Raw genomic sequence first — 24,446 nt, 5'->3', positions numbered from 1 at the left:
ATCAAGGCGAATAGGTGTGCGTGGTGTGCGGCGCGTGGGCCGTGGCGCAGGCGATGCGACACGGATGGCGCCGGTGCATCGCGCCGCGTTGCGGCCTGCACCTCTTACATATCACGCCGAGCGTGACAGTGGCAGGGACTGTTCGCGTTGCACGACACGGGCGGCCACGAAATGGCACGAAAATTCGCTGCCGCGTCCCACCTCGCTTTCGATGTCCAGCCGCGCCTGGTGCAGGCCCAGGATGTGCTTGACGATCGACAGCCCCAGCCCGGTGCCGCCACTCTCGCGCGAGCGGCTGCTGGAGACGCGATAGAAGCGTTCGGTGATGCGCGGCAGATGCGAGGCGGGGATGCCGTAGCCGGTGTCGCGCACCGCCAGCGCCGCGCCGTCGCCTTCGCGCAGGAAGCGGATCGTGACCGTGCCGCCGCCGGGCGTGTAGCGCACCGCGTTGGTTACCAGGTTGGAGAACGCGCTGTGCAGTTCCTTGTTGGAGCCGAGCAGATCCACGCCGGCCTCGTCGATCACTTCCACCGTGTGCCGGCCCTGGCTGTGCGCCTCGGCCTCGCGGCGCAGGGTGGACAGCATCGGCGCCATCGCCACGTGTTCTTCGCCGAGTTCTTCCTGCGATTCCAGCCGCGACAGGGTCAACAGGTCTTCCACCAGCTGCGCCATGCGCTGCGACTGCTTGCGCATCTCCGCCAGCATCGGGCCCGAGTCCGGGAAGTCTTCCGGATCGAGCATGTCCAGGTAGCCGTGCACCACCGTCAACGGGGTGCGCAGCTCGTGCGAGACATTGGCCACGAAGTCGCGGCGGACCTGCTCCAGGCGCAGCAGCTTGCTGACATCGCGCGCCACCAGCAGCCAGTAATCGTCCGAATACGGGATCAGCCGCAGGTTCAGGCGCAGGTCCGGATCCACCGGCGAGGCCGCATCCAGCATTGGTTCTGCATTGCGCCCGGCCGCCAGCCAATGCGCCAGCGGCAGCGGTTGCAGGCGTTCCACCACCGACACGCCCATGTCGCCGGGATGGTGCAGGCCGAGCAGGCCGCCGGCGGCCTTGTTGAACCACTGCACGCGCTGGCTGTTGCGGTCTACCACCACCACCGCATCGGGCAGCGCCTGCGCGGCGGCGCGGTAGGTGCGCAGCATGTCGATCAGGCGCCGCTTGCGCCCGCGCATTTCGGCCTGGCTGCGGTACAGCAGGCGGTCCAGTTCGTTCCAGGCGCCGACGCCGGCGGCGGGTTCGGCACGCTGGCGCGCGGTGAGCCGGCGCAGCACCTGGCGCAGCCGCCAGTAATGCCAGCCCAGCACGCCCAGCGCTGTGAGCGTCAGTGCCATCCACACATGCTCGATCAACACGCCCACCACGACGGCAGCGCCCAACAACAGCGCAAGGGTGCCGAGCGTCTTGAGCCAGGCGGAACGGATATGTTGAGGCATGGAAGGCGTTACCACGAAGCGTCAGGTAGGCAGCTGCCCGGCCAGCCAATGTGGCGGCCCGGCGGCTGTGCGGCAACGATCAGGTTGCCGAGGAAAAGCGATAGCCCGAGCCACGCACGGTCTGCACCATGTTTTCCAGGCCGAACGGTTCCAGCGTCTTGCGCAGGCGGCGGATGTGCACGTCGATGGTGCGCTCTTCCACGTACACACTGCCGCCCCAGACATGGTCCAGCAGCTGGGTACGCGTATACACGCGCTCGGGATGGGTCATGAAGAAGTGCAGCAGCCGGTATTCGGTCGGGCCGATCGGCACCGGCGCATCGCCGGCGAACACGCGGTGCGCCGCGCCATCGATCCGCAGGCGGCCCACTGCCACGCTGCCGTCCTCATCGTCATCGCGGGTACGCCGCATCACCGCACGGATACGTGCCAGCAACTCACGGGCCGAGAACGGCTTGACCACATAGTCGTCGACGCCGGCTTCCAGGCCGCCGACACGGTCGTTCTCTTCGCCGCGTGCGGTCAGCATGATGATCGGAATCTCGCGCGTCAGTTGTTCCTTGCGCCAGCGCCGTGCCAGGTCCAGGCCGCTGGTGCCGGGCAGCATCCAGTCCAGCAGGATCAGATCCGGCACCCGGTCGGCGATGGCGGTCTGCGCCTCGCGCGCGTCGCCGGCATGAATGGGCTCGAACTCGCCTTTGCGCAGCGCGAACGCCACCATGTCGCGAATCGCGGGTTCGTCATCGACGATCAGAATGCGTTTCTGCACGCGGGGCGTACCGTCTGGCTTTGGTGGTCGCCAGTAGACTACGGTTTTGTGACTCTAATGTGACAGGGTCGGCGCAGCCCGTCGGCGGCGCGCTGACCTAGCAAGCGGACTGGACTGTAAAGGTGTGACAAGGTCCAGTACGTCGCACGGCACGCTGTCATCCGAATCCCGAATCCCGAATCCCGCCCAGGCGTCACTGCGTCGACAGATCCGGGTCGCGAATCCCCTGCCGGCGCAGTTCCAGCACCGTGGGCGTGATCGCGGCGATGCGCGCATCCACCCGCGCCCGTGTCACATAGTCCAGATCCTTCTTCTTCAGCGCCTCCAGCTGCAGCAAGGCCTGCTCCGGGCGCCCGTTCAGATACGCGGACTCGGCATAGGCCTCGCTGGCGCGCAGATGGTCCCCGGCCAGCTCGCAGGCGCGGGCATAGGTCTGCTGCAGCAACGGGTCCTCGCCACTGCGATGCAGCAGCGGCTCCAGCACCTGGCGTGCGCGCTGGCCGGATTGCTTGTTGGCCTGCTCGTTGAGCGCGCCTGCGTAGGTCAGCGCCACCGCGCGATTGTTCGGCAACCGCTTGAGCAAGGCATCGAAACGCGCATTGGCCGCCTCGCGCTGGCCGACGCGTGCCTGCGCCTCGCTCAGGCCCAGTGCCAGCCACAGATTGTCCGGGTGCGTCTCCAGCAGGCTGGTCAGTTCGGACACCGGTTCGCCGGGCCGGCCGCCGCTGTTGCGCAGCCGGGCCAGCGCCAGCCCATAGCGCTGCGCATCGCTCAGGCCCTGCTTGGCGCTGCGCCGCAGGTTCTCGTATTCGCGGATGGCCGCATCCGGCGTGCTGGCGCTGAGCACGCGCAGGCGCTCCTTGGCCCAATCGAAGCCCTGCTGGTCGCCGCCGCGGCTGAGCGCGTCCACCGGCAACCGCAGCGCGTAGGGCAGCAGTGCGTTGCCGTTGCGGCTCAACGGCTCCGACAGCGACGGGTCGGCCGGGTCCACGCGTTCCTGGCGCGTGCCGCCCGGTACCGAAGTGGTCAGCACCACGGTGTTCTTCTTCATCTGCTCGGCGCGCGCCTTGGCTTCGCTGATGCGGGTGGTGGTGACCGGGTGGGTCTGCAGGAAATCCGGTGCGCTGTAGCCGCCCTCGTTGGCGCGCATCGCCACCGACATGCGTTCGAAGAAGCCGGCCATCGCATCGACGTCGTAGCCGCTGCGTACCAGGGTGCGGATGCCCAGCCGGTCGGCCTCGGATTCATTGGAGCGGGTGTAGTCGATCTGGCGCTGCTGCATCAGCCCCATGGCGCTGGTGATGGTGGCCATGGTGGCATCGCCCTTGGAGTTGCCACCGGCCTGCTGCGCCGCTACCACCGCGGCCAGCATGCCGAGCAGGATCGGAATCTGGTCGCGCTGCGCGCGTTCCACCCCGCGCAGTACGTGCTGCTGGGTGACATGGGCGATTTCGTGCGACAGCACCGCCGCCACTTCGTCCTCGCGCTCGGCGGTCAGCACCAGCCCGGCGTTGACCGCGATGTAGCCGCCCAGCGTGGCGAACGCATTGATCTGGCGGTCGCGCAGCATGAAGAAGGTGAACGGCTGCTGCGGCTGATCGCTGTTGGCGCCCAGGCGGGTGCCCATGGTCTGCAGCCAGTCGCTGATCAACGGGTCGTCCAGCACGTAGTCGTAGTTGCGCAGCTCGGCCAGCATCATCTTGCCGTACTCGGCCTGGCGCGCCGGCGTCAGCAGTTCGCCGGCCGACGAACCGATATCGGGCAGGCGGTTCTCCTGCGCGGGTGCCACGCCCATGGCGAAGGCCAGGGTCAGGGCGGTAGCGAGCGGAAGCAGGCGCAAGTGGAACTCCCAAGTGGTGCGCGGAGCATGCGGGCAGCAGGCGCGGCGGCGTGAATCGGCTATTAATCCACAGTGTTGCGGTGGCGAGGTGGAAATTCCAGTCGCCCGTTACCATGTGTCAGACCTCAGACCAACCACGGAGTTTCCCGTGAGCCAAGACAACACCGGGCAGGACGCGGCCGCCGGCCCGCAGATCACCTTGTATTCCACCGCCATCTGCCCGTACTGCGTGGCGGCCAAGAATTTCCTCAAGAGCAAGGGCCAGACCTGGACCGAGGTGCGGATCGACTTGGACCCGGCCGAGCGCGAGAAGATGGTCGCGCTGGCGCGGCGCACCAGCGTGCCGCAGATCTTCGTCGGCGACGTCCACGTGGGCGGCTACGACGACATGATGGCCATGCATCGCGCCGGCAAGCTGGAGCCGCTGTTCACCGGCACGGGCGGTCAGGCATGAGTGGTTCCGACGAGGGCAGCGCTGACCGCCTGCGCGAGTTCACCGAGTTCCGCCAGCGCATGAACCAGCGCATCCTGGCCGAGCCCAACCAGGTCGTGCGGCGCTTCTTCGCGCTCGACACCCAGACCTACCAGGCCGGCGCGCTGGACGTGAAGACCAAGGAACTGCTTGGCCTGGTCGCTTCGATGGTGCTGCGCTGCGATGACTGCATCAGCTATCACGTCGCCCAATGCAAGGAGGCCGGGGTGAGCCGCGAGGAGTTCTTCGAAACCTTCTCGGTCGGCCTGGTGGTAGGCGGTTCGATCGTGATCCCGCACCTGCGCCGCGCGGTGGATTTCCTCGACCAGCTCGAAGGCGGCGCACCGCCACCGGTCCAGCACGCGCATGGTTGATGGCTGCGGCTGAGCGGGTGACTGACGTTCGGGATTGGGAATTGGGGATTCGTGAAGGGCCGATCGCGCCGCAGTCGAGGCGGCGCGTTGCGTTTGGATGGTCGGTCCCGGGCGGGCTGCCCGCATGCCGTCCATGCCTTAGACCAAGGTCGGTTTGGGCGCCTTCACCGGCATCGGGCATAATTGCCTGTGAAACCTCCTTGCGCCGGTGAGCCGGGCTTCCGGCTGGCGCTCCCCCCTTCAAGTTCGGAAACCCAACGTTATGACGCAGACAATCACGGTCATCCGCGGCGACGGTATTGGCCCGGAGATCATGGATGCCACGCTGTTCGTGCTCGACGCGCTGCAGGCTGGCCTGACCTACGAATACGCCGATGCCGGCCTGGTCGCGCTGGAAAAGCATGGCGATCTGCTGCCCGAGTCCACCCTGGCCTCGATCACCAAGAACAAGGTCGCCCTGAAGAGCCCGCTGACCACGCCGGTCGGCGAGGGTTTCAGCTCGATCAACGTGGCCATGCGTCGCAAGTTCGACCTGTACGCCAATGTGCGTCCGGCCAAGTCATTCCCGAACACCAAGTCGCGCTTCGCCGATGGCGTGGACCTGATCACCGTGCGCGAGAACACCGAAGGCGCGTACCTGAGCGAAGGCCAGACCGTGTCCGAGGATGGCGAGACCGCGTTCTCCGGCACCCGCATCACCCGCAAGGGCTCCGAGCGCATCGTGCGCTACGCCTTCGACCTGGCGCGCGCCACCGGCCGCAAGAAGGTCACCGCGGTGCACAAGGCCAACATCATCAAGTCCACCTCGGGCCTGTTCCTGAAGGTGGCCCGCGATGTGGCCGCGCAATACCCGGAAATCGAATTCCAGGAAATGATCGTCGACAACACCTGCATGCAGCTGGTGATGCGTCCGGAGCAGTTCGACATCATCGTGACCACCAACCTGTTCGGCGACATCATCTCCGACCTGTGCGCCGGTCTGGTGGGCGGCCTGGGTCTGGCGCCGGGCGCCAATATCGGTGTCGACGCGGCCATCTTCGAGGCCGTGCACGGCTCGGCGCCGGATATCGCCGGGCAGGGCAAGGCCAACCCGTGTGCGCTGCTGCTGGGCGCCGCGCAGATGCTGGACCATATCGGCCAGCCGCAGAACGCCGAGCGCCTGCGCGAGGCTATCGTGGCTACCCTGGAAGCCAAGGATTCGCTGACCCCCGACCTGGGCGGCACCGGCAACACCATGGGCTTCGCCAAGGCCATCGCCAGCCGCCTCTGAGTGGGTGGGTCGAATGCACAAAAACAAAAGGCGCCTAGGCGCCTTTTGTTTTGCTCGGAAGTTGCTGAGAAGCCGCATCCGCTCATCGACTGCAGAAAACCGCTTTTACGATTCCCCAATCCCGATTCCCGACTCCCAGCTCAATTCCGCGACTGCAGCTTCGACAGCAAGCGCAGGAACTCGATGTACAGCCACACCAGCGTGACCATCAGGCCGAACGCGCCATACCACTCCATGTGCTTGGGCGCGCCCTGCGCGACCCCGCTTTCGATGAAGTCGAAGTCCAGTACCAGGTTCAGCGCAGCCACCACCACCACGAACAGGCTGAAGCCAATACCGATCAGGCCCGAGTCGTGGATGAAGGGAATGCGCACGCCGAACATGCCCAGCACGATGGTCGCCAGGTACACCAGTGCGATGCCGCCGGTGGCTGCGACGACGCCGAGCTTGAAGTTCTCGGTAGCCTTGATCAATCCGCTGCGATACGCGAACAACAGCGCGAACATGGTGCCGAAGGTCAGCAGGACCGCCTGGAACACGATGCCGTCGAAACGCGCCTCGTAGACCGCCGAGATCGAGCCCAGGAAGAGGCCTTCCACCAGTGCGTACAGCGGCGCGGTGACCGGCGACCAGGTCGGCTTGAAGCAGGTCGTGATTGCGAACACCAGCCCGCCGATCGCGCCGGCGATCATGTACAGGCGTGCCGCCGGCAGCGGTGTGCCGTCGGCGCCGATCGATTGCGACCACGCAAACGCGGCGGTGACCACCGCCATCAACAACAGCAGCCCGGTCTTGTTGACGGTGCCATTGAGGGTCATCGCCTGGCCGTCGCGGGTGACCACCGAGCCGGAGCCGAGGTCGAGGAAAGTGGATTCCCGAAGAGCCGGGTTACCGCTACGCATGCGCGTTCTCCATATGAAAGGGTGCCCGCCTTGCCGGCGAGCGATAGTGGGAGGATACGTGATCTCCCAATTTACACAGGGTGATTGACAGCGAGGCCAATCATTCCCAAAATAGCCGACCTTTCCAGCCTTCGGGATTGAAAGGTCCCGCCGGGGTATAGCGCAGTCTGGTAGCGCGCCTGCTTTGGGAGCAGGATGTCGGGGGTTCGAATCCCTCTACCCCGACCATTCCGAGCTCCTTGCGGCGTGGGAATGCGAAGTTCGGTCCGGGCGCCCGTAGCTCAACCGGATAGAGCACCGGCCTTCTAAGCCGGCGGTTACAGGTTCGAGTCCTGTCGGGCGCGCCATCGGCGGTACGGTAGGAAGCAGGTTTTCAGTGGTGGCTGTAGCTCAGCTGGTTAGAGTACTGGATTGTGATTCCAGATGTCGGGGGTTCGAGTCCCCTCAGCCACCCCACTGAAACAGGCGATTGCAGGAAAGTTTGCCCCGATGCGTCGCGGGTGTTGCAACGAAGCAAAAACGCGCATACAATGTGCGACCAGTTTCAGGGCCGTTAGCTCAGTTGGTAGAGCAGTTGACTCTTAATCAATAGGTCCAAGGTTCGAATCCTTGACGGCCCACCAGACAGGCAGCCACTCAACGCAAGTTGAGTGGCTGTTTTTCTTTGTGCTGATGTGTGTTTCCGGCGAAGCAGTCGTGACCAGTGCGTTCTTCTGTTGCCAGTGCAAGTGGGGCGCGTCTTGCGCCAGACACTGGCGGCGTCCTCTCAGCTGCGCAATGGAGCTACAGATCTTCTGTGGCCCGCACTCCTGCAGACGGCGGCAACATCCTGCGCGCCGTCTTTGGTGTCGTCGGTCCTCTTAGCGCTGCTTGTCCAGCAACTGCTGGCGCACGGCGATCATGCAGCTTTCCTTGCTGGCCAGATGTGCCAGGGCATCGTTGTCGGCAGGATTGCCGCTTCCCACATCCACCACCGACACCTGCGTGCTGCCGCGACGTTTGAAGGCGGCGATGGCCGTGGTTGCGTTCTTCAACGGGACGGTAGCGGCGGTGAATGCGGCCGTGTGGGGGAGTGGTGAGACGCTTGAAGGTGTTGGCTGCAGGCAATCCGCAAGGCGCGTGGATCAAGGCGCGCGTGACGGTGGATTGCGCGGCAATAGCCAGTAGATGGGTGTTGGCGAAGCCTGGCTGTGCAGGTGGGCAGACTATGTGCCTGTAGATCGGGGCGGCATTCGGCAGCAACGAAGCGCACACTCCCCGCGCGAACGTCCCGCACACCATCGCAGACGTCGATTCATCCGATGGTGGCGGTGGGGCGCTATCTTCTGGTCCAGCACGTCGCAGCGCATTCGTGAACGACGCAGGCCAGGAGTTGTCGGGCCACATCGCCCCTTTGCGCCTATCGGCGTTCTTTTCCGCAACGCCCCGCGCTGCGCCCACGACGTCTAGATCGCCTTCGGTGCGCTCTTGCAGAGCGCGCTGGGTGTGCGATGCGGTCGGTAGGCCATGCTTGCGCGTGCGCCAGCATCTCCTGGTGGCGGGCGACAAGGGTAGGTGTCAAGCCATCGGCGTTGACTGACATGATCCGCTCTTCGAGGTCGATGTCTCCGGGGCAGTCCCGCGGCAAGGCCGCGATCTGCGGGTACCGCCTGATGCGGGCTCGACAATGAACCGTTCACCGGGTTCCAGTGCCGGGTTCGCCGTAAGCAGCGGCGCGAGGAAGCGCCAGGCTCCGCAGAGTAGCGCAGCCGGGCCCCGGAAGGCAGTGGTGCTTTTTCTTTGTCGGCGTCCCTGTAACAATAGTTGGGTGCCTGCGGCATTGCGAAAGTGGCGGAATTGGTAGACGCACCAGATTTAGGTTCTGACGCCGCAAGGCGTGGGGGTTCGAGTCCCCCCTTTCGCACCACTGCAGTGCGGCCGTGAGCACTCCGGCCGCTACAGCGCCTGTCATACCCTCGCTTTTTGCCCTCTGGGGCGCCCGCCCCGCTGGCAGCGGCCGCCGTTATCGGCGAAACTACAAGGCTCGGCGGCTTTCTCGCCATCCGTCAACCCGCATCTTCCATCTCGTGCCGACGCCATGCGCTGTCGGTGGCAGGAGTCAACATGCAAGCTTCGATCGAATCCACCGGCAATCTGGAACGCCGCCTGACCTTCACCCTGCCGCAGGAGCGCCTGGAGACGCATGTCGGTGGCCGCCTACGCGAGCTTGCGCGGACCACGCGCATCAAGGGCTTCCGTCCGGGCAAGGTGCCGCCGAAGGTGATCGAGCAGCGTTTCGGGCAGCAGGTGCGTGCCGAAGCGATGGAAGGCCTGCTGCGTGAGACCTTCGATTCGGCGGTGCGTGAGCACTCGTTGCGCCTGGCCGGCAACCCGCGCATCGACCAGGGCGAAAGCGACTTCGATTTCGTCGCCACCTTCGAAGTGGTGCCGGATTTCGGCGACATCGATGTGAGTAAGCTGTCGGTGGTGCGTCACACCGCCGAAGTGACCGATGCCGACATCGACCAGATGATCGAGAACCTGCGCCTGCAACGCCGTACTTGGAACCCGGTCGCGCGCGGCGCGCAGGTCGGCGACCTGGTGGCGCTGGAGACCTGGTCGCAGGCCGGCGACGAGCGTCTGCCCGCCGAAGGCGTGGAGACCGGCAGCAGCGTGTTGGGCTCGGGCGTGATGTTCGACCAGATCGAAAAGGGGCTGGAAGGGCTGTCCAAGGGTGAAGAAAAAACCCTGAGCGTGGATTTCCCGGCCGAATGGCGCGTGCCGCAGTTGGCCGGCAAGACCGTGCAGGTGCACGTCAAGGCGGTCGAAGTGTCCGAACCGGTGTTGCCGGCGGTGGACAAGGAGTTCATCAAGAGCTTCGGGGTGAAGAGTGGCGATGCCGAGCAGTTCCGCGCCGACATCCGCACCAACCTGGAGCGCGAGCTCAAGGGCGCGCTGATGAACCGCCTGCGCCGCGAAGTGGGCGAGCAGCTGATCGCCGCCTACGCGCATGTCGAAATGCCGCCGCGCCTGGTCGAGAACGAAGCGCGTTCGATGCTGGCCCAGCAGGTCGAGCAGGTGCGCCGCAGTGGCCGCGATCCGGGCCAGGTGCCGGACGACGCCTACCAGAGTTTCATGGACGCCGCCGCCAAGCGTGTGCTGGTCGGCCTGCTGGTGGGCGAAGTGGCCCGTCGCAACGAGCTGCGCCTGGAATCCAAGCGCGTCAGCGAAACGCTGCGTCTGATCGCCTCGACCTACGAAGAGCCCGAGCAGGTCATTGAGATGTACCGCAACGATCCCCAGTTGATGGGTGGGCTGCAGAGCCGTGTGATGGAAGAGCAGGTGATCGACTGGATCGCCGAGCGCGCCCAGCACACCGAGCAGTCGCTGTCGTTCCAGGACGCCATCCGGGTCTGAGGCGGTAGCAAGAGAACCGCGCCCTGCGGTCGTCGGGGCGCGGATATCGAACACGGGCAGCGGCACAGGCCGCTGCCACAACAGGAAGACTGATGAGCATTGTGACCAAAGCCCTGAACCTGGTGCCGATGGTGGTCGAACAGACCAGCCGTGGCGAGCGTGCGTACGACATCTACTCGCGTCTGCTGAAGGAGCGTCTGATCTTCCTGGTCGGTCCCATCGACGACCATATGGCCAACGTGATCGTGGCCCAGCTGCTGTTCCTGGAAGCGGACAATCCGGAGAAGGACATCAGCATCTACATCAATTCGCCAGGCGGCGTGGTCACCGCCGGCATGGCGATCTACGACACCATGCAGTACATCAAGCCGGACGTGAGCACCATCTGCGTCGGCCAGGCGGCCTCCATGGGCGCGCTGCTGCTGGCCTCGGGTGCGGCGGGCAAGCGCTATGCGCTGCCGAATTCACGCGTGATGATCCACCAGCCGCTGGGCGGCTTCCAGGGCCAGGCGACGGACATCGACATCCACGCCCGCGAGATCCTGACCCTGCGTTCGCGTCTGAACGAGATCCTCGCCAAGCATACCGGCCAGTCGCTGGAGACCATCGCACGCGACACCGAGCGCGACAACTTCAAGAGTGCCGTCGACGCCCAGGCCTATGGCCTGGTCGATCAGGTGCTGGAGCGTCGTCCGGAAGAGTCGATCCAGCCGTCTTGATCGCCAGGTCGCTGAAATTGCAGGAAAATCCGGCAGGGTCGGGCAGGGCGAATGTCCTCCCGGCCCTGTGCTATTCTCGAAATCGAACCCCCGTGCATCGGGTGGGGTAACTGGGTAACAGAAGCATGAGCGAAGACCGCCAAGGTCGTTCCGGCGACAGCAACAAGATTCTCTACTGCTCGTTCTGCGGTAAGAGTCAGCATGAGGTCCGCAAGCTGATTGCCGGTCCCAGCGTATTCATCTGCGATGAGTGCGTTGAGTTGTGCAACGACATCATCCGTGAGGAGCTCGAAGAGAAGGCGCAGTCGGCGCGGTCCAGCCTGCCCAAGCCGCGCGAGATCCTCGAGGTCCTGGACCAGTACGTGATCGGGCAGCTGCGTGCCAAGCGCACGCTCGCGGTGGCCGTGTACAACCACTACAAGCGCATCGAGAGCCGCAGCAAGAACGACGACGTCGAGCTGGCGAAGTCCAATATCCTGCTGGTCGGTCCGACTGGTTCGGGCAAGACCTTGCTGGCCGAAACGCTGGCGCGCCTGCTCAATGTGCCGTTCACCATCGCCGATGCCACCACGCTGACCGAAGCCGGCTATGTTGGCGAGGACGTGGAAAACATCATCCAGAAGCTGCTGCAGAAGTGCGACTACGACGTCGAGAAGGCGCAGCAGGGCATCGTCTACATCGATGAAATCGACAAGATCTCGCGCAAGAGCGAGAACCCGTCGATCACCCGCGATGTGTCCGGCGAAGGCGTTCAGCAGGCGCTGCTGAAGCTGATCGAAGGCACGGTGGCGTCGGTACCGCCGCAGGGCGGCCGCAAGCATCCGCAGCAGGAATTCCTGCAGGTGGACACCAAGAACATCCTGTTCATTTGCGGCGGCGCGTTCGCCGGGCTGGACAAGGTGATCCAGCAGCGGTCCAACGATGCCGGCGGTATCGGCTTCGGTGCCAAGGTCAAGAGCAGCGAGCGCAAGCAGGAAGTGGGCAAGATCCTGGCCGAGGTCGAGCCGGAAGATCTGATCAAGTTCGGCCTGATTCCGGAATTCGTCGGTCGCCTGCCGGTGGTCGCCACGCTGGAGGAGCTGGACGAGCCGGCGCTGATCAAGATCCTGACCGAGCCCAAGAACGCCATCACCAAGCAGTTCAGGAAGCTGTTCGACATGGAAGGCGTGGAGCTGGAGTTCCGCCCTGATGCGCTGTCGGCGATTGCCAAGAAGGCGCTCAAGCGCAAGACCGGCGCCCGCGGCCTGCGTACCATCGTCGAATCGGTGCTGCTGGACACCATGTACGAGCTGCCGTCGCAGGAAAATGTCAGCAAGGTGGTGGTGGACGAGTCGGTGATCGAGCACAAGTCCGAGCCGTATCTGATCTACCAGGCGCAACCGGCACCGGCCAAGGCCGCGTCCGGGGACTGAGCCCCGCCAGCCGGCCAGCCAGGCGGTGTCCTCGCTGGCGGCTAAAGGGTTTCCGAGCGCTACTTGCAACGTCCAGCCGATGGCCCCATAACGGGGCCATCGGCTTTTTTAACGCCTTGAATTCCCATTCCTGCGGAGCGCCCCATGGCCCAGTCCCAACCAGAAGTTCTCGATCTGCCGGTGTTGCCGCTGCGCGACGTGGTGGTGTTTCCGCACATGGTGATCCCGCTGTTCGTCGGCCGTGACAAGTCGATGCGCGCGCTGGAAAAGGCCATGGAGGCGGACAAGCGCATCCTGCTGGTGGCGCAGAAGTCGGCCGAAACCGACGACCCTGCGGCGGCCGATCTGTATACCGTCGGCACCCTGGCGCAGGTGCTGCAGCTGCTCAAGCTTCCCGACGGCACCATCAAGGTGCTGGTCGAAGGCCTGTCGCGCGTTACCGTCGACAAGGTGGTCGAGCTGGACGGCGCGTTGCAGGGCCAGGGCATCGAGGTGGAAGCCAGCGATGCGCGCGAGACGCGCGAAGTGGAGGCGATCGCGCGCTCGTTGATGTCGCTGTTCGAGCAATACGTCAAGACCAACCGCAAGCTGCCGCCCGAACTGCTCCAGACCCTGGCCGGTATCGACGAGCCGGGTCGCCTGGCCGACACCATTGCCGCGCATATCGGCGTGCGCCTGGCCGACAAGCAGCGTCTGCTGGAGATCACCGACATCGGCGAGCGGCTGGAGTTGCTGGTCGGGCTGGTGGACGGCGAAATCGACGTGCAGCAGCTGGAAAAGCGCATCCGTGGCCGCGTGAAGTCGCAGATGGAAAAGAGCCAGCGCGAGTACTACCTCAACGAGCAGATGAAGGCGATCCAGAAGGAGCTGGGCGACCTGGACGACGCGCCGGGCGAACTGGAGGAGTTGGCCCGCAAGATCGCCGAGGCGGGCATGCCCAAGCCGGTGGAAACCAAGGCCAAGGCCGAGCTCAACAAGCTCAAGCAGATGTCGCCGATGTCCGCTGAGGCGGCGGTGGTGCGCAACTATCTGGACTGGTTGCTGGGCGTGCCGTGGAAGAAGCGCACCAAGGTCCGCAAGGATCTGAAGGTGGCCGAGGACACCCTGGACGCCGATCACTACGGCCTGGACAAAGTCAAGGAACGCATCCTCGAATACCTGGCGGTGCAGTCACGCGTGAAGCTGATGAAGGGGCCGATCCTGTGCCTGGTCGGGCCGCCGGGCGTGGGCAAGACCTCGCTCGGGCAGTCGATCGCCAAGGCCACCAATCGCAAGTTCGTGCGCATGAGCCTGGGCGGCATCCGCGACGAGGCCGAGATCCGCGGCCATCGTCGGACCTATGTCGGTTCCATGCCCGGCCGCCTGGTGCAGAACCTCAACAAGGTCGGCAGCAAGAATCCGCTGTTCCTGCTGGACGAAATCGACAAGATGTCGATGGACTTCCGTGGCGACCCGTCGTCGGCGCTGCTGGAGGTGCTCGACCCCGAGCAGAACAACTCCTTCAACGATCACTATCTGGAAGTGGATCTGGACCTGTCGGAGGTGATGTTCGTCGCCACGTCCAACTCGCTCAACATCCCCGGCCCGCTGCTGGATCGCATGGAGGTCATTCGCATCCCCGGCTATACCGAGGACGAAAAGCTCAACATCGCCATGCGTTATCTGGTGCCCAAGCAGATCAAGGCCAATGGCTTGAAGCCCGAAGAGATCGAGATCGGCGGCGACGCCATCCAGGACGTCGTGCGCTACTACACGCGCGAATCGGGTGTGCGTAATCTGGAGCGCGAAATCGCCAAGATCTGCCGCAAGGTGGTGAAGGAAATCGCGCTGGCCGGCCCGCAGCCGGCCGCCAAGAAGACGGTCGCCAAGAAGGGCAAGCCGAAGGCGCTGGTGACGGTGGGCTCGAAGAATCTCGACAAGTATCTCGGTGTGCGTCGCTTCGACTTCGGGCGCGCCGAAGAAGAAAACGAGATCGGCCTGGTGACCGGTCTGGCCTGGACCGAGGTCGGTGGCGAATTGCTGCAGATCGAATCCACGCTGGTGCCGGGCAAGGGCAACCTGATCCTCACCGGCCAGCTCGGCAACGTCATGAAGGAATCCGCATCGGCGGCGCTGTCGGTGGTGCGCTCGCGTGCCGAGCGCTTGGGCATCGACGTGGATTTCCTGCAGAAGCAGGACGTGCACGTGCACGTTCCCGACGGCGCTACGCCGAAGGATGGCCCCAGCGCAGGTATCGCGATGGTGACCTCGCTGGTGTCGATCCTGACCCGCGTGCCGATCCGGGCCGATGTGGCGATGACTGGCGAAATCACCTTGCGCGGCCGCGTGTCGGCCATCGGTGGGTTGAAGGAAAAGTTGCTGGCTGCGCTACGTGGCGGTATCCGCACGGTGCTGATCCCGGATGAGAACCGCAAGGACCTGGCCGACATTCCTGCCAACGTCACCCGCGACCTGAAGATCGTACCGGTGAAGTGGATCGACGAAGTGCTGGATCTGGCGCTGGAGCGCCCGCTGGCGCCCAAGAAGGTCGGCAAGGAAAAGGCGCGCAAGACCGCTTCGCGCGTGGCTGTCCGCGGCAAGTCGCGCACCACTCCGGGAGCCCGCGTCAAGCACTAACGTGCGCTGTCTAAGACGTCCCGAAACAAGCCAAAACCCGCGTCGTTATTGGGTTTTGGCTTGCGTGCTGTTGGGGGCGCTGGTATAAATGCACGACTCGTGGGCGCGGCAAAATGTGATGCGTCACGCGATACCACTTGTGTCGGGTTCTTCGCTAACGGCAAGAGCGCCGATTGTCGATTCCGCGGCATCTGCCGCAAAGGGAGTTTCAAGAATGAATAAAACCGAATTGATCGATGGCGTTGCCGCTGCCGCTGACATCTCCAAGGCTGAAGCTGGCCGTGCTGTCGACGCGGTTGTGAGCGAAATCACCAAGGCGCTGAAGAAGGGCGACGCCGTCACCCTCGTTGGCTTCGGCACCTTCCAGGTCCGCGAGCGCGCCGAGCGTACCGGCCGCAATCCGAAGACGGGCGACAGCATCAAGATCGCCGCTTCGAAGAATCCTGCATTCAAGGCTGGTAAAGCCCTGAAGGATGCAGTAAACTAATCGACTCGCTAGGGTGCTTAGCTCAGCGGTAGAGCGTCTCCCTTACACGGAGAGGGTCGGGGGTTCGAAACCCTCAGCACCCACCACTAAGCACCAGGCAAAAGTTTCAAGCGCGGAGCGGTAGTTCAGCTGGTTAGAATGCTGGCCTGTCACGCCGGAGGTCGCGGGTTCGAGTCCCGTCCGCTCCGCCAGTTACACGCAAAGCCCCTGAGCGATTGGGGGCTTCGCTTTCTCCACGACATTCGTGCTGCGAATGTCGTGGGGCAGATGTCCAAGTTTAAAGCGGAGCGGTAGTTCAGCTGGTTAGAATGCTGGCCTGTCACGCCGGAGGTCGCGGGTTCGAGTCCCGTCCGCTCCGCCAGTTACACCAAAGCCCCTGGCCTTGTGCCGGGGGCTTTTTTTTGGCCTTCGGGCAGCGCTCCAAGCCAGACGGTGTGCAGCGCCGCATGTGGAAATCGGCGGTGGCATCGCTCGACCATGCGGTGGGCGCGCGTCCGTCTCGATGCGCCGAATGCGCCTGCATCACTCCAGATCGGCCGTTTTTGTACTGCGGGCCCGGAGTGACCGGCCCCGGGCTGGGTGCGTGGCGTCAGGCGGGTTACACTGCGCGGCTCGCCCACAGGCCGTGATTTGCCAATGCTGCAGAAACTTCGCGACAAGACGTCAGGCTGGGTCGCTACCGCCATCCTGGGGTTGCTGATGATTCCGTTCCTGTTCGTCATCGACAACAGCTACCTGGGCGGCATTGGCGCCAATAACGTGGCCAAGGTGCAGGCGCCACCGACATGGTGGAAGTCTGCGCCGACGTGGTGGCCGGTCTCGCTGCTGTGGCAGCACCATGAAATCAGCACGCAGGATTTCCGCGCGCGTTTCGAACAGGCGCGCATGCAGGAACGTCAGCGCCAGGGCGAGAATTTCGATCCGCGCGCGTTCGAATCCCGCGAGAACAAGCTGCAGGTGCTCGACCAGCTGGTGGATGAGCAAGTCGTGCGGTTGGGCGCGGAAGATGCCGGGATCGTGATCGGCGATGCGACGGTGCGCGACTACATCGCCAACATCCAGGCGTTCCAGGTCGATGGCAAGTTCAGTCCGGATCAGTACCGCGCCGCCCTGGCGCAGGGCACTCCGCCGCGCACCCCTGCGCAGTTCGATGCCTTGGTACGCGACAGCCTGCAGCAGTCGGTGATTCCGCAGGCCGTGGCCGAATCGGGTTTTGCGACCAAGACCGAATTCGAGCGCCTGCTCAAGCTGATGGGCGAAACCCGTGACGTGGAGCTGGCGATGTTGCCGGCGCCCGCGGCCGACACTGCCCCGGTCAGCGATGCGCAGATCAAGCAGTGGTATGACGCACACACGCAGGATTTCCGTCAGCCGGAGACGGTAAGCATCGAATACGTGGAGCTCAACGCCGCCACGATGCCGCCGGCCACGGCGGCCGATGAAGCCACGCTGCGCAAGCGCTACGAAGAAGAGAAGGCGCGCTTTGTCGAGCCGGATCAGCGTCTGGCATCGCACATCCTGATCACTGCCGGCAGCGATGCTGCTGCGCAGAAGGCAGCAGAGGCGAAGGCCGCCAAGCTGGCCGCCGATGCCAAGCAGCCGGGCGCCGACTTCGCCGCGTTGGCCAAGGCCAACTCGCAGGATCCTGGCTCCAAGGATGCCGGTGGCGATCTGGGCTGGGTCGAGAAGGGCACGATGGTCAAGCCGTTCGAAGACGCGCTGTTTTCGATGAAGGCGGGCGAGGTGGTCGGGCCGATCAAGAGCGAATTCGGTTATCACGTGATCCAGCTGCGCGAGGTCAAGGGCGGGCAGGGCAAGTCGTTCGAGCAGGTCCGCGACCAGCTCGCGGCCGAGCAGCTCAAGGCCGATGCCGACAAGGCATTTGCCGATGTCAGCGGCAAGCTGGTGGATCAGATCTACAAGAACCCCACCGCCTTGGAGCCGGCCGCAAAGCAGGTCGGTTTGCCGGTACAGGCCCTGGGCCCGTTCTCGCGCACCACTGCCAGCGGCATTGCCGCCAATCCGGCGGTACTGCGCTCGGCATTTTCCGAAACGCTGGTGCAGGACGGGATGGTGAGCGATCCGATCACCATCGCGCCCAACCACAGCGTGGTGTTGCGCGTGACCAACCACACCGCCGAACAGGCGTTGCCGTTGGACAAGGTGCGCGACAAGGTGATTGCCGCCGTGCATGCGGATCGCACCGAGAAGGCTGCTGCCGCCGCTGCAGGCGCCCTGCTGGCCCGCGTGCAGAAGGGCGAAACCCTGCAGGCGCTGGCGGAGAGCGAGAAGCTGCAGCTGCAGCCGATCCCGGGGCTGCCGCGCACCGCGCCGATCCCCACGCCAGCCGCGAACCGCGCAATTTTCAGCGCTCCTCGCCCAAGCGAGGGTAAGCCTTCGGTCGGCAAGGTGGAGCTGGACGGCGGGCGCTTTGCGGTGTTCGTCATCAGCAAGGCGACGCCGGGCGACCTAAAGCAGATGCCGGCCGAACAGCAGACCATGCTGCGCGAGCAGCTGAGCCAGATCGACGGAAACAACGCCGCGCAGGCCTACGTCAAGGAAATGCGCAAGCGTTACAAGATCCAGATCGAGGAAGCGCAGCTGTAACGCCGCGCTGACGATTGCTGTCAGGAACGAGCCCGGGCAACCGGGCTTTTTCTTTGCCTGAACTGCTGGTCCATGGCACGGGGCGCGCTGATGGGCTGCGCGGTCTGGACGAATCGACGCATGACAGCCCGGCGCTCACGAATTCGAAAGGGCGCACGCGGCAAAGGGTATACCCCGTCGGGGCGGCACGACTGCGGGCGCTCTTCCGGCCGGCAAACCTGTGCCGGGCAGGGCGGCCTGGCGCGATTGACTGACCACCTCGACCGCGATGCCGTCGTAGGAACGGTCCTGGCCGTGAGGGCTCTATCTGTAAAGCCCATCGCGGCCAGGGCCACGCTCCTACGGAAGATATGCAAGCCGGGGCGGTGCGATGGGCATGTGCGGTGAGGCGCTGGGCCACCGGGAACGATCGGGTGCGACGACCTGTGCGGACGTCAGGGCGTATCGTTGAACGACAGCACCATGCCGGGCTTGAGGACGGCGCGCTTGTCCAGGCCATTACTGGCGAGCAGCGTGGCGACCGTGATGCCGTAGCGGCGTGCAATGGCCCAGGCCGATTCGCCATTGCGGACGGTGTGGGTTCTGGCGGGGGCGCGGGATGGCTTGGCGACCGCAACGCTGGCGACCGCCGCTGTGGCGGCGCTGGTCTGCGGGTCGGCAGCAGCTGTCTGGGCGGCGGCAACCGCCGTGCTGGATCCTGGCTGCGCCGGGGCGATGGGCGCAAGCACATGCACCCCCTTGGGCGCGGCACGGGCGCTTGCCACGGCCGGATTGAGGCGGGCCAGCAGCTGCGGTTCGATCGCGCGTTGCCCGGCCCAGGTGTTGAGGCTGGTACCGGCAGGCAGCGCATGTTCGGTGAGGACCGGGACCTGGCGGTCCAGGGACGTCAACAGACTGCCCTGCTGCTGCGCATGATCGAGGACGCAGGCCAGCGCGTGCAGTTTTTCGACATAGTCGTAGGTGACCCTGGACATGCCGGGCAGTTCCGCCGGACGCGCGTTCTGGGCATTCATCCCGGCGCTGCGCATCGCCTGCAACACCCGGTACTCGCCGGCGTTGTAGGCCATCAGTGCCAGGCGCCAGTCGCCGCCGAACATGCCGTACAGGGTCTTGAGATAGCGCACCGCCGCGGTGGTGGAATCCACCGCCGACAGGCGGCCGTCGTACTGCGCGCCGACCGGAACATGGTGGTTGCGGGCGGTGGTGGCGATGAATTGCCAGAGTCCGGCCGGGCCGCTGCCGTTGCGCGCGCCGGGGCGGTAGCCACTCTCGACGAACGGGATCAGCGCAAATTCGGTGGGCATGTCGGCGGCACGCAACTCGTCGACGACATAGCCGAACAACGGCAGGACGTCCTGTGCGTCGTCGGCAAGGCGCGCGGGGGCGCGCGAGAAATGCTGTTCCCAGCGGGTGTCGCTATGCTCACTGTCGCAGCCGGGGTCGGCGCGGCCTTCCAGAAACGACGAAAAGATCTCGCGCCCGTTGCGCATGCTGGGTGCGCTGGTCGAGGGGGAGATGCTCTCGGCCGACGTCGGGCGACTGGCATCGGTGGATGAGGCGGCCGCTGGCGCGGTGGCCGCGCAGGCGGCCAGCACTGCAAAAACCAGGCGCCTCATGCGCGAAATTCGTCTTTCCAGCGCCGAAGTTCGGCGAAAACGTCTACTTCAGAGGAAACTGCACCGGCTGCGCGTGGTGTGACCGCGGAGCGGATTTCAGGGCGGCTGGTACGTAAGAACGGATTGGTGGCCAGTTCACTCTTGAGCGAAATCGGCAGGGTAGGACGGGCTGCTTGACGCATGGCCTGGGCTTCCTGTTGACGGCGCTGCAAGGCAGCGTTGGTGGGGTCGACGTGCAGCGCAAAGGCCGCATTGGCCAGGGTGTATTCGTGGCCGCAACACACAAGCGTTTCGCCGGGCAATCGGGCCAGGCGCTGCAACGAGTCGAACATCTGCGGAGCGGTACCTTCGAACATGCGTCCACAGCCTAGGCTGAACAGGGTATCACCACTGAACAGGTGGCGGTCGGTCACGAAGGCGATATGGCTACGGGTGTGGCCGGGAACCTCCAGCACTTCGAATGCGGTTTCAAGCAGACGCAAGCGCTCGCCCTGTCCCACCTGGCGGGCAGTTGCAGGGATGCGTTCGTCGGCAGGGCCGAACAGCTCCAGCTGCGGCCAACGCGCCTGCAGCGCTGCTACGCCACCGATATGGTCGGCGTGGTGGTGGGTCAGCAGCACCGCGCTGGGGACCAGCTCGCCGCGTTCTGCGGCGGCGATCACCGGCTCGGCCTGGCCGGGATCGACCACGATGGCGCGGCCATCGGCGGCGACCAATGCCCAGATATAGTTGTCGTCGAATGCGGGCAGGGCGATCAGTCGCATAGAATTGGGACCATGCCTGCCACGCCATTCTCCCGTCAAGCTGGTGTCTCGACCTGGTTTGATACGGGGGCGGGGCGCAGCCTGCTGCAGCTGGAGCGCCGACTGGCATTGGAGGCGCTGCAGGCGCGACCATCCCAGCCCTGGCTGTGGGTCACGCCCAGCGGCGATCTGCCGCCGCGCGAGGGCCTGCAGGGCCGCGGCCTGCGCCTGTTTCGCAATGCCGGGCGGTTTGCCGGCGATGCCCGGTGTGCGATGCCGTTTCCGCTACCGACCGAGAGCCTGCAGGCCATCGTGGTGCAGCATGCCGTGGTTGGCGGGGCGGCGGATTTTCTGGCTGAGTGCGAGCGCCTGTTGATGCCGGGTGGCCGGCTATGGCTGTTCACGCTCAATCCGTTGAGCCCTTACCGCTTCCACTGGGCGCGCCGCGGCCCGGTGGCGCTGCGCCCGGATCGCTGGCGGGTGCTGGCGCAGCGCGCCGGCCTGCAAGGTGTCGAAACCGAGCGCTACCTCGGGCCGATCTGGCGTGCCGGGCGTGGCTCGCCCGATCCCGGTCGCGCGCCCTGGCGCGCGGTGTATCTGCTTGAAGTGGAAAAGCGCGCCTGCGCCCCGATCGCGCCGACCCCGATTGCGCTGCCGTCGCGCTGGCCGCAGCCGGTGGCCACGATCTGATCCTCAGTAACGTTGCAATCCTGGAATCTGATGAAATCAATTGAAGTGCATACCGACGGCTCCTGCCTCGGCAATCCCGGTCCGGGCGGTTGGGCGGCGCTGTTGCGCTACAACGGCCGCGAGAAGGAACTGGCCGGCGGCGAAGCGGTGTCCACCAACAACCGCATGGAGCTGATGGCCGCGATCATGGCGCTGGAAACGCTGACCGAACCGTGCCAGATCGTGCTGCATACCGACTCGCAATACGTCCGCCAGGGCATTACCGAGTGGATGTCCGGCTGGGTACGGCGTGGCTGGAAGACGGCCGGCGGCGATCCGGTCAAGAACCGCGAACTGTGGGAGCGGCTGCATGCGGCCACGCAACGGCACAGCATCGATTGGCGCTGGGTGAAGGGCCACAATGGCGACCCGGACAACGAACGCGTCGACGTGCTCGCCCGCAACCAGGCCATTGCCCAGCGCAGTGGCAGTGCAACCGCGTAAGAGGATTCAATGCGTCAGATCATTCTCGATACAGAAACCACCGGCCTGGAATGGCGCAAGGGCAATCGCGTCGTGGAAATCGGTGCGGTGGAGCTGCTGGAGCGGCGCCCTAGCGGCAACAATTTCCATCGTTACCTGAAACCCGATTGCGACTTCGAGCCCGGCGCGCAGGAAGTGACCGGGCTGACCCTGGAATTTCTGGCCGACAAGCCGCTGTTCGCCGATGTGGTGGAGGAATTTCTCGCCTATATCGACGGCGCGGAGCTGATCATTCACAACGCCGCGTTCGACCTGGGCTTCCTCGACAACGAACTGGCGCTGTTGGGCGACGGCTACGGCCGCATCATCGACCGCGCCAGCGTGGTCGACACCTTGATGATGGCGCGCGAACGCTATCCGGGGCAGCGCAATTCGCTGGATGCCTTGTGCAAGCGGCTGGGCGTGGACAATTCGCACCGCCAGTTGCATGGCGCCTTGCTCGATGCGCAGATCCTGGCCGATGTGTACATCGCGCTGACCTCCGGGCAGGAAGAAATTGGCTTCGCCAGCGCCGATGCCGGACAGCATGCCAGCGATGGCGACAATGCGATCACCTTTGATCCGGCGTTGCTGTTGCCGCGCCCGCGCGTGGCGGTGACTGTCTCCGAGACGCAGGCGCACGAGGCGCGCCTGGCACAGCTGCGCAAGAAGGCCGGGCGTGCGCTGTGGGATCCGCCGGTCGAAGAGGCCGCGGCCGCCGGCTAGGCGACGATAAGCAATAGGCGAGTGGGGGGCGATGTGGTCAGGCCCGCCTAGTCCTGCGCTCTCGACACGCGCACGGCGCGGATCGAGAGGCAAATGGGCTGTCGAAGTGCTTCAGCAGCGCGAAGCGCGCCTCAGTCGCTATGTATCAGGATGGGGGCGCGCCTCAGTAGCTACGCACCAGGATGGCGGTGATGTTGTCCGAGCCGCCGCCATCCAGTGCTGCGGCAACCAGGCACTCGACGCACTCCTGCGCACTGCAGTCGGCCTGCGACAGCGTTGCCGCGATCGTGGCATCGTCCACCTCCTCGGTCAGTCCGTCGCTGCACAGCAGCAGCTGCATGCCGGATTTGAGTTCGCCCTGCATGGTGGCGACGTTGAGATGCGCCGGGTCGGTGACGCCCAGCGCCTGGGTCACCACGTTGCGATGCGGGTGCGCGCGCGCCTGCTCGCTGGTGAGCGTGCCCTGGGCGATGAGCTCCTGCACATAACTGTGGTCCTGGCTCAGCTGGGCCAGGCGTCCGTCGCGCCATAGATACGCGCGGCTGTCGCCGACCCAGGCCACTTCGAAGCGCTGGCCCAGCACGCGTGCGGCGACCACGGTGGTACCCATCGGCAAGGTGTCGTTGCAGCGGCGCGAAGTCTTGATGATTTCCTCGTCGGCGATGCGAATCGCCTGTGCCAGCGGCGTGCCGGCGCGCACTTCGCGCACGATGGTTTCGCGTGCCAGTGCGCTGGCGACCTCGCCGCAGGCGTGCCCGCCCATGCCATCGGCCACCAGCCACAACCCCAGTTCGCTGTCGCCGTAGTAGGTGTCCTCGTTGAGGTCACGGCGCAGGCCAACGTGGGTAAGGTGTCCGAATTCGAGCATGGGGCCGGGTCGCCAGGGAGAAGATGCGCCACCATCATCGCGGCCCGCCCGGCCAGCAGCAACACGCGGCCGGCGAACGGCGCAGGACCGGTTCACGCCCGGCCGGTCCTGGCGCTACCTGGCGCCGGCCCGGGCCGCTTGTGGCCGGGGCCGTGTGCCCGTATGATGCACGGCCCCAGGACACTGGGGACCATCTGGAGAGGTGGCAGAGCGGTTGAATGTACCTGACTCGAAATCAGGCAGGCGTTTATAGCGCCTCGGGGGTTCGAATCCCCCCCTCTCCGCCAGATTGAGGCGAACAGGTGTGCCAGTGCCGCGCGGGTTTCGCCGGCGGTATTTCCTTCTGTCGCCAGACTCGCATCAGCCCCCGCAAGGGGGCTTTTGTTTATGTGTGTCCATCGCTGCCTGCGGCGATGACTACAATCCGCTCGATTCCCGTTGGAGGCCTGTCATGTCCGAGATCCTGGTGCCCGTGTCCTTTGGTGAGCTGCTCGACAAGATCGCGATCCTGCAGATCAAGTCCGAGCGGATGAGCGACGCGGCCAAGCTGGCCAACGTGCGCAACGAGCTGTCCGCGCTGGAGAACAGCTGGATGGCGCACCCGGCCGCCGGCCACGACATCGTGCGGCTGCGCGCCGAACTGAAGGCCGTCAACGAGCGGCTGTGGGTGATCGAGGACGACATCCGGCTCAAGGAGCAGGCCCAGACCTTCGACGACACCTTCGTGCAGCTCGCGCGCAGCGTGTATATCGAGAACGACGAGCGTGCGCGGATCAAGAAGCAGATCAACCTGGCGTTGGGCTCTTCGTATGTGGAAGAGAAGTCCTACCAGGACTATCGCGCGCCCACCGCCTGAGATCCTTGTCCGACCGGTCGCGCCGCCGTCCGGTTGGCGTGCACTGTCGTGGATGCAGCGAGTGCGTGTGGGGAGGGGCGGCGCCTGCCGCGGCGCGATGCCCGCGGCTGTGATTCGGGGGCCGGTCGCTGGCATCTGCGCA

Annotated in this window: 20 protein-coding genes, 9 tRNA genes and 1 pseudogene; 22 read left to right on the top strand and 8 right to left on the bottom strand. The window is 65.2% G+C overall.

Annotation, left to right across the window (positions count from 1 at the left end):
* Positions 1 to 111: 111 nt before the first annotated feature.
* The 3 genes from phoR to ACCQ05_RS16235 form a co-directional block, all read right to left on the bottom strand.
* Positions 112 to 1,440, bottom strand: a complete 1,329-nt coding sequence (gene phoR, locus ACCQ05_RS16245; protein ID WP_372391535.1) for a phosphate regulon sensor histidine kinase PhoR — start codon at positions 1,438 to 1,440, stop codon at positions 112 to 114.
* Positions 1,441 to 1,519: 79 nt separating this feature from the next.
* Positions 1,520 to 2,209, bottom strand: coding sequence for a phosphate regulon transcriptional regulator PhoB (gene phoB / locus ACCQ05_RS16240; RefSeq protein WP_104539801.1), 690 nt, complete (start codon positions 2,207 to 2,209; stop codon positions 1,520 to 1,522).
* 193 nt (positions 2,210 to 2,402) lie between these two features.
* Positions 2,403 to 4,049: a M48 family metalloprotease gene (locus tag ACCQ05_RS16235; RefSeq protein WP_372391533.1), complete on the bottom strand. Its 1,647-nt coding sequence runs from the start codon at positions 4,047 to 4,049 to the stop codon at positions 2,403 to 2,405.
* Between the two features lie 148 nt (positions 4,050 to 4,197).
* Here ACCQ05_RS16235 and grxC point away from each other — a divergent pair, with 148 nt between their 5' ends.
* The 3 genes from grxC to ACCQ05_RS16220 all read left to right on the top strand — a co-directional run bounded on the left by grxC (position 4,198) and on the right by ACCQ05_RS16220 (position 6,165).
* The gene (grxC, locus tag ACCQ05_RS16230) at positions 4,198 to 4,503 is read left to right on the top strand and encodes a glutaredoxin 3 (protein ID WP_372391531.1); all 306 of its coding nucleotides are present in this window, start codon (positions 4,198 to 4,200) and stop codon (positions 4,501 to 4,503) included.
* The gene (locus ACCQ05_RS16225) at positions 4,500 to 4,895 is read left to right on the top strand and encodes a carboxymuconolactone decarboxylase family protein (RefSeq protein ID WP_372391529.1); all 396 of its coding nucleotides are present in this window, start codon (positions 4,500 to 4,502) and stop codon (positions 4,893 to 4,895) included. The genes grxC and ACCQ05_RS16225 overlap by 4 nt, the downstream gene beginning before the upstream one ends.
* 262 nt (positions 4,896 to 5,157) lie before the next feature.
* On the top strand, positions 5,158 to 6,165 hold the full coding sequence (locus ACCQ05_RS16220) for an isocitrate dehydrogenase (protein ID WP_104539798.1): 1,008 nt from the start codon (positions 5,158 to 5,160) through the stop codon (positions 6,163 to 6,165).
* Positions 6,166 to 6,305: 140 nt separating this feature from the next.
* On the opposite strand, the gene ACCQ05_RS16215 is transcribed toward ACCQ05_RS16220, so the two are convergent.
* Entirely contained in the window at positions 6,306 to 7,067 is a 762-nt protein-coding gene (locus tag ACCQ05_RS16215; RefSeq protein ID WP_372391527.1) for a Bax inhibitor-1/YccA family protein, read from the bottom strand.
* A 151-nt stretch (positions 7,068 to 7,218) separates the two neighbouring features.
* Here ACCQ05_RS16215 and ACCQ05_RS16210 point away from each other — a divergent pair.
* The 4 genes from ACCQ05_RS16210 (at position 7,219) to ACCQ05_RS16195 (ending at position 7,690) form a co-directional block, all read left to right on the top strand.
* Positions 7,219 to 7,295 (top strand) — tRNA-Pro (locus ACCQ05_RS16210).
* 42 nt (positions 7,296 to 7,337) lie between these two features.
* A tRNA-Arg gene (locus ACCQ05_RS16205) sits at positions 7,338 to 7,414 on the top strand.
* 32 nt (positions 7,415 to 7,446) lie between these two features.
* Positions 7,447 to 7,523, top strand: a tRNA-His gene (locus ACCQ05_RS16200).
* Between the two features lie 91 nt (positions 7,524 to 7,614).
* Positions 7,615 to 7,690: transfer RNA gene (locus ACCQ05_RS16195), tRNA-Lys, on the top strand.
* Positions 7,691 to 7,927: 237 nt separating this feature from the next.
* On the opposite strand, the pseudogene ACCQ05_RS16190 reads toward ACCQ05_RS16195, so the two are convergent.
* Positions 7,928 to 8,113: pseudogene (locus ACCQ05_RS16190) on the bottom strand (alpha/beta hydrolase); the annotation flags it as partial.
* Between the two features lie 775 nt (positions 8,114 to 8,888).
* Here ACCQ05_RS16190 and ACCQ05_RS16185 point away from each other — a divergent pair.
* The 10 genes from ACCQ05_RS16185 to ACCQ05_RS16140 all read left to right on the top strand — a co-directional run bounded on the left by ACCQ05_RS16185 (position 8,889) and on the right by ACCQ05_RS16140 (position 18,304).
* Positions 8,889 to 8,973: transfer RNA gene (locus ACCQ05_RS16185), tRNA-Leu, on the top strand.
* 197 nt (positions 8,974 to 9,170) lie between these two features.
* Positions 9,171 to 10,463, top strand: coding sequence for a trigger factor (gene tig, locus ACCQ05_RS16180; RefSeq protein ID WP_372391525.1), 1,293 nt, complete (start codon positions 9,171 to 9,173; stop codon positions 10,461 to 10,463).
* Positions 10,464 to 10,555: 92 nt separating this feature from the next.
* Positions 10,556 to 11,182, top strand: coding sequence for an ATP-dependent Clp endopeptidase proteolytic subunit ClpP (clpP, locus tag ACCQ05_RS16175; protein WP_002806026.1), 627 nt, complete (start codon positions 10,556 to 10,558; stop codon positions 11,180 to 11,182).
* Positions 11,183 to 11,307: 125 nt separating this feature from the next.
* Positions 11,308 to 12,594, top strand: a complete 1,287-nt coding sequence (gene clpX, locus ACCQ05_RS16170) for an ATP-dependent Clp protease ATP-binding subunit ClpX (RefSeq protein ID WP_005920420.1) — start codon at positions 11,308 to 11,310, stop codon at positions 12,592 to 12,594.
* Between the two features lie 144 nt (positions 12,595 to 12,738).
* Positions 12,739 to 15,210: an endopeptidase La gene (gene lon / locus ACCQ05_RS16165; protein WP_372391522.1), complete on the top strand. Its 2,472-nt coding sequence runs from the start codon at positions 12,739 to 12,741 to the stop codon at positions 15,208 to 15,210.
* A gap of 214 nt (positions 15,211 to 15,424) precedes the next feature.
* Positions 15,425 to 15,697, top strand: coding sequence for a non-specific DNA-binding protein Hbs (gene hbs, locus ACCQ05_RS16160; RefSeq protein ID WP_002806049.1), 273 nt, complete (start codon positions 15,425 to 15,427; stop codon positions 15,695 to 15,697).
* Positions 15,698 to 15,708: 11 nt separating this feature from the next.
* Positions 15,709 to 15,783 (top strand) — tRNA-Val (locus tag ACCQ05_RS16155).
* 28 nt (positions 15,784 to 15,811) lie between these two features.
* Positions 15,812 to 15,888 (top strand) — tRNA-Asp (locus tag ACCQ05_RS16150).
* Positions 15,889 to 15,981: 93 nt separating this feature from the next.
* Positions 15,982 to 16,058: transfer RNA gene (locus ACCQ05_RS16145), tRNA-Asp, on the top strand.
* 275 nt (positions 16,059 to 16,333) lie between these two features.
* On the top strand, positions 16,334 to 18,304 hold the full coding sequence (locus tag ACCQ05_RS16140) for a peptidyl-prolyl cis-trans isomerase (RefSeq protein WP_372391519.1): 1,971 nt from the start codon (positions 16,334 to 16,336) through the stop codon (positions 18,302 to 18,304).
* A gap of 434 nt (positions 18,305 to 18,738) precedes the next feature.
* Here ACCQ05_RS16140 and ACCQ05_RS16135 read toward each other — a convergent pair whose 3' ends face one another.
* Both ACCQ05_RS16135 and gloB read right to left on the bottom strand, forming a co-directional pair.
* Positions 18,739 to 19,920, bottom strand: coding sequence for a lytic transglycosylase domain-containing protein (locus ACCQ05_RS16135; RefSeq protein WP_228964157.1), 1,182 nt, complete (start codon positions 19,918 to 19,920; stop codon positions 18,739 to 18,741).
* The gene (gene gloB, locus ACCQ05_RS16130) at positions 19,917 to 20,684 is read right to left on the bottom strand and encodes a hydroxyacylglutathione hydrolase (protein ID WP_372391516.1); all 768 of its coding nucleotides are present in this window, start codon (positions 20,682 to 20,684) and stop codon (positions 19,917 to 19,919) included. The genes ACCQ05_RS16135 and gloB overlap by 4 nt, the downstream gene beginning before the upstream one ends.
* 12 nt (positions 20,685 to 20,696) lie before the next feature.
* On the opposite strand from gloB, the gene ACCQ05_RS16125 reads away from it, so the two are divergent.
* From ACCQ05_RS16125 to dnaQ, 3 genes are read left to right on the top strand one after another with little or no spacing between them, the layout of a single operon-like run.
* Positions 20,697 to 21,353 carry a hypothetical protein gene (locus tag ACCQ05_RS16125; protein WP_104539791.1) on the top strand — a complete coding sequence of 219 codons (657 nt, stop codon included), beginning with the start codon at positions 20,697 to 20,699 and terminating at the stop codon, positions 21,351 to 21,353.
* A 30-nt stretch (positions 21,354 to 21,383) separates the two neighbouring features.
* Positions 21,384 to 21,836: a ribonuclease HI gene (gene rnhA / locus ACCQ05_RS16120; RefSeq protein ID WP_029219283.1), complete on the top strand. Its 453-nt coding sequence runs from the start codon at positions 21,384 to 21,386 to the stop codon at positions 21,834 to 21,836.
* A 9-nt stretch (positions 21,837 to 21,845) separates the two neighbouring features.
* Entirely contained in the window at positions 21,846 to 22,580 is a 735-nt protein-coding gene (dnaQ, locus tag ACCQ05_RS16115; RefSeq protein ID WP_372391514.1) for a DNA polymerase III subunit epsilon, read from the top strand.
* A gap of 163 nt (positions 22,581 to 22,743) precedes the next feature.
* On the opposite strand, the gene ACCQ05_RS16110 is transcribed toward dnaQ, so the two are convergent.
* Positions 22,744 to 23,448, bottom strand: a complete 705-nt coding sequence (locus ACCQ05_RS16110; protein WP_372391512.1) for a PP2C family protein-serine/threonine phosphatase — start codon at positions 23,446 to 23,448, stop codon at positions 22,744 to 22,746.
* A 196-nt stretch (positions 23,449 to 23,644) separates the two neighbouring features.
* On the opposite strand from ACCQ05_RS16110, the gene ACCQ05_RS16105 reads away from it, so the two are divergent.
* Positions 23,645 to 23,735: transfer RNA gene (locus ACCQ05_RS16105), tRNA-Ser, on the top strand.
* Positions 23,736 to 23,899: 164 nt separating this feature from the next.
* Positions 23,900 to 24,304, top strand: a complete 405-nt coding sequence (locus ACCQ05_RS16100; RefSeq protein WP_228964161.1) for a DUF6165 family protein — start codon at positions 23,900 to 23,902, stop codon at positions 24,302 to 24,304.
* The last annotated feature ends 142 nt before the right edge of the window (positions 24,305 to 24,446 follow it).

The sequence above is a fragment of the Xanthomonas sp. NCPPB 3582 genome, from assembly GCF_041475735.2.
Lineage (GTDB): Bacteria > Pseudomonadota > Gammaproteobacteria > Xanthomonadales > Xanthomonadaceae > Xanthomonas > Xanthomonas codiaei.
Note: the sequence above shows the minus strand (reverse complement) of the source record. Positions and strands in the feature narration are given on the sequence as shown.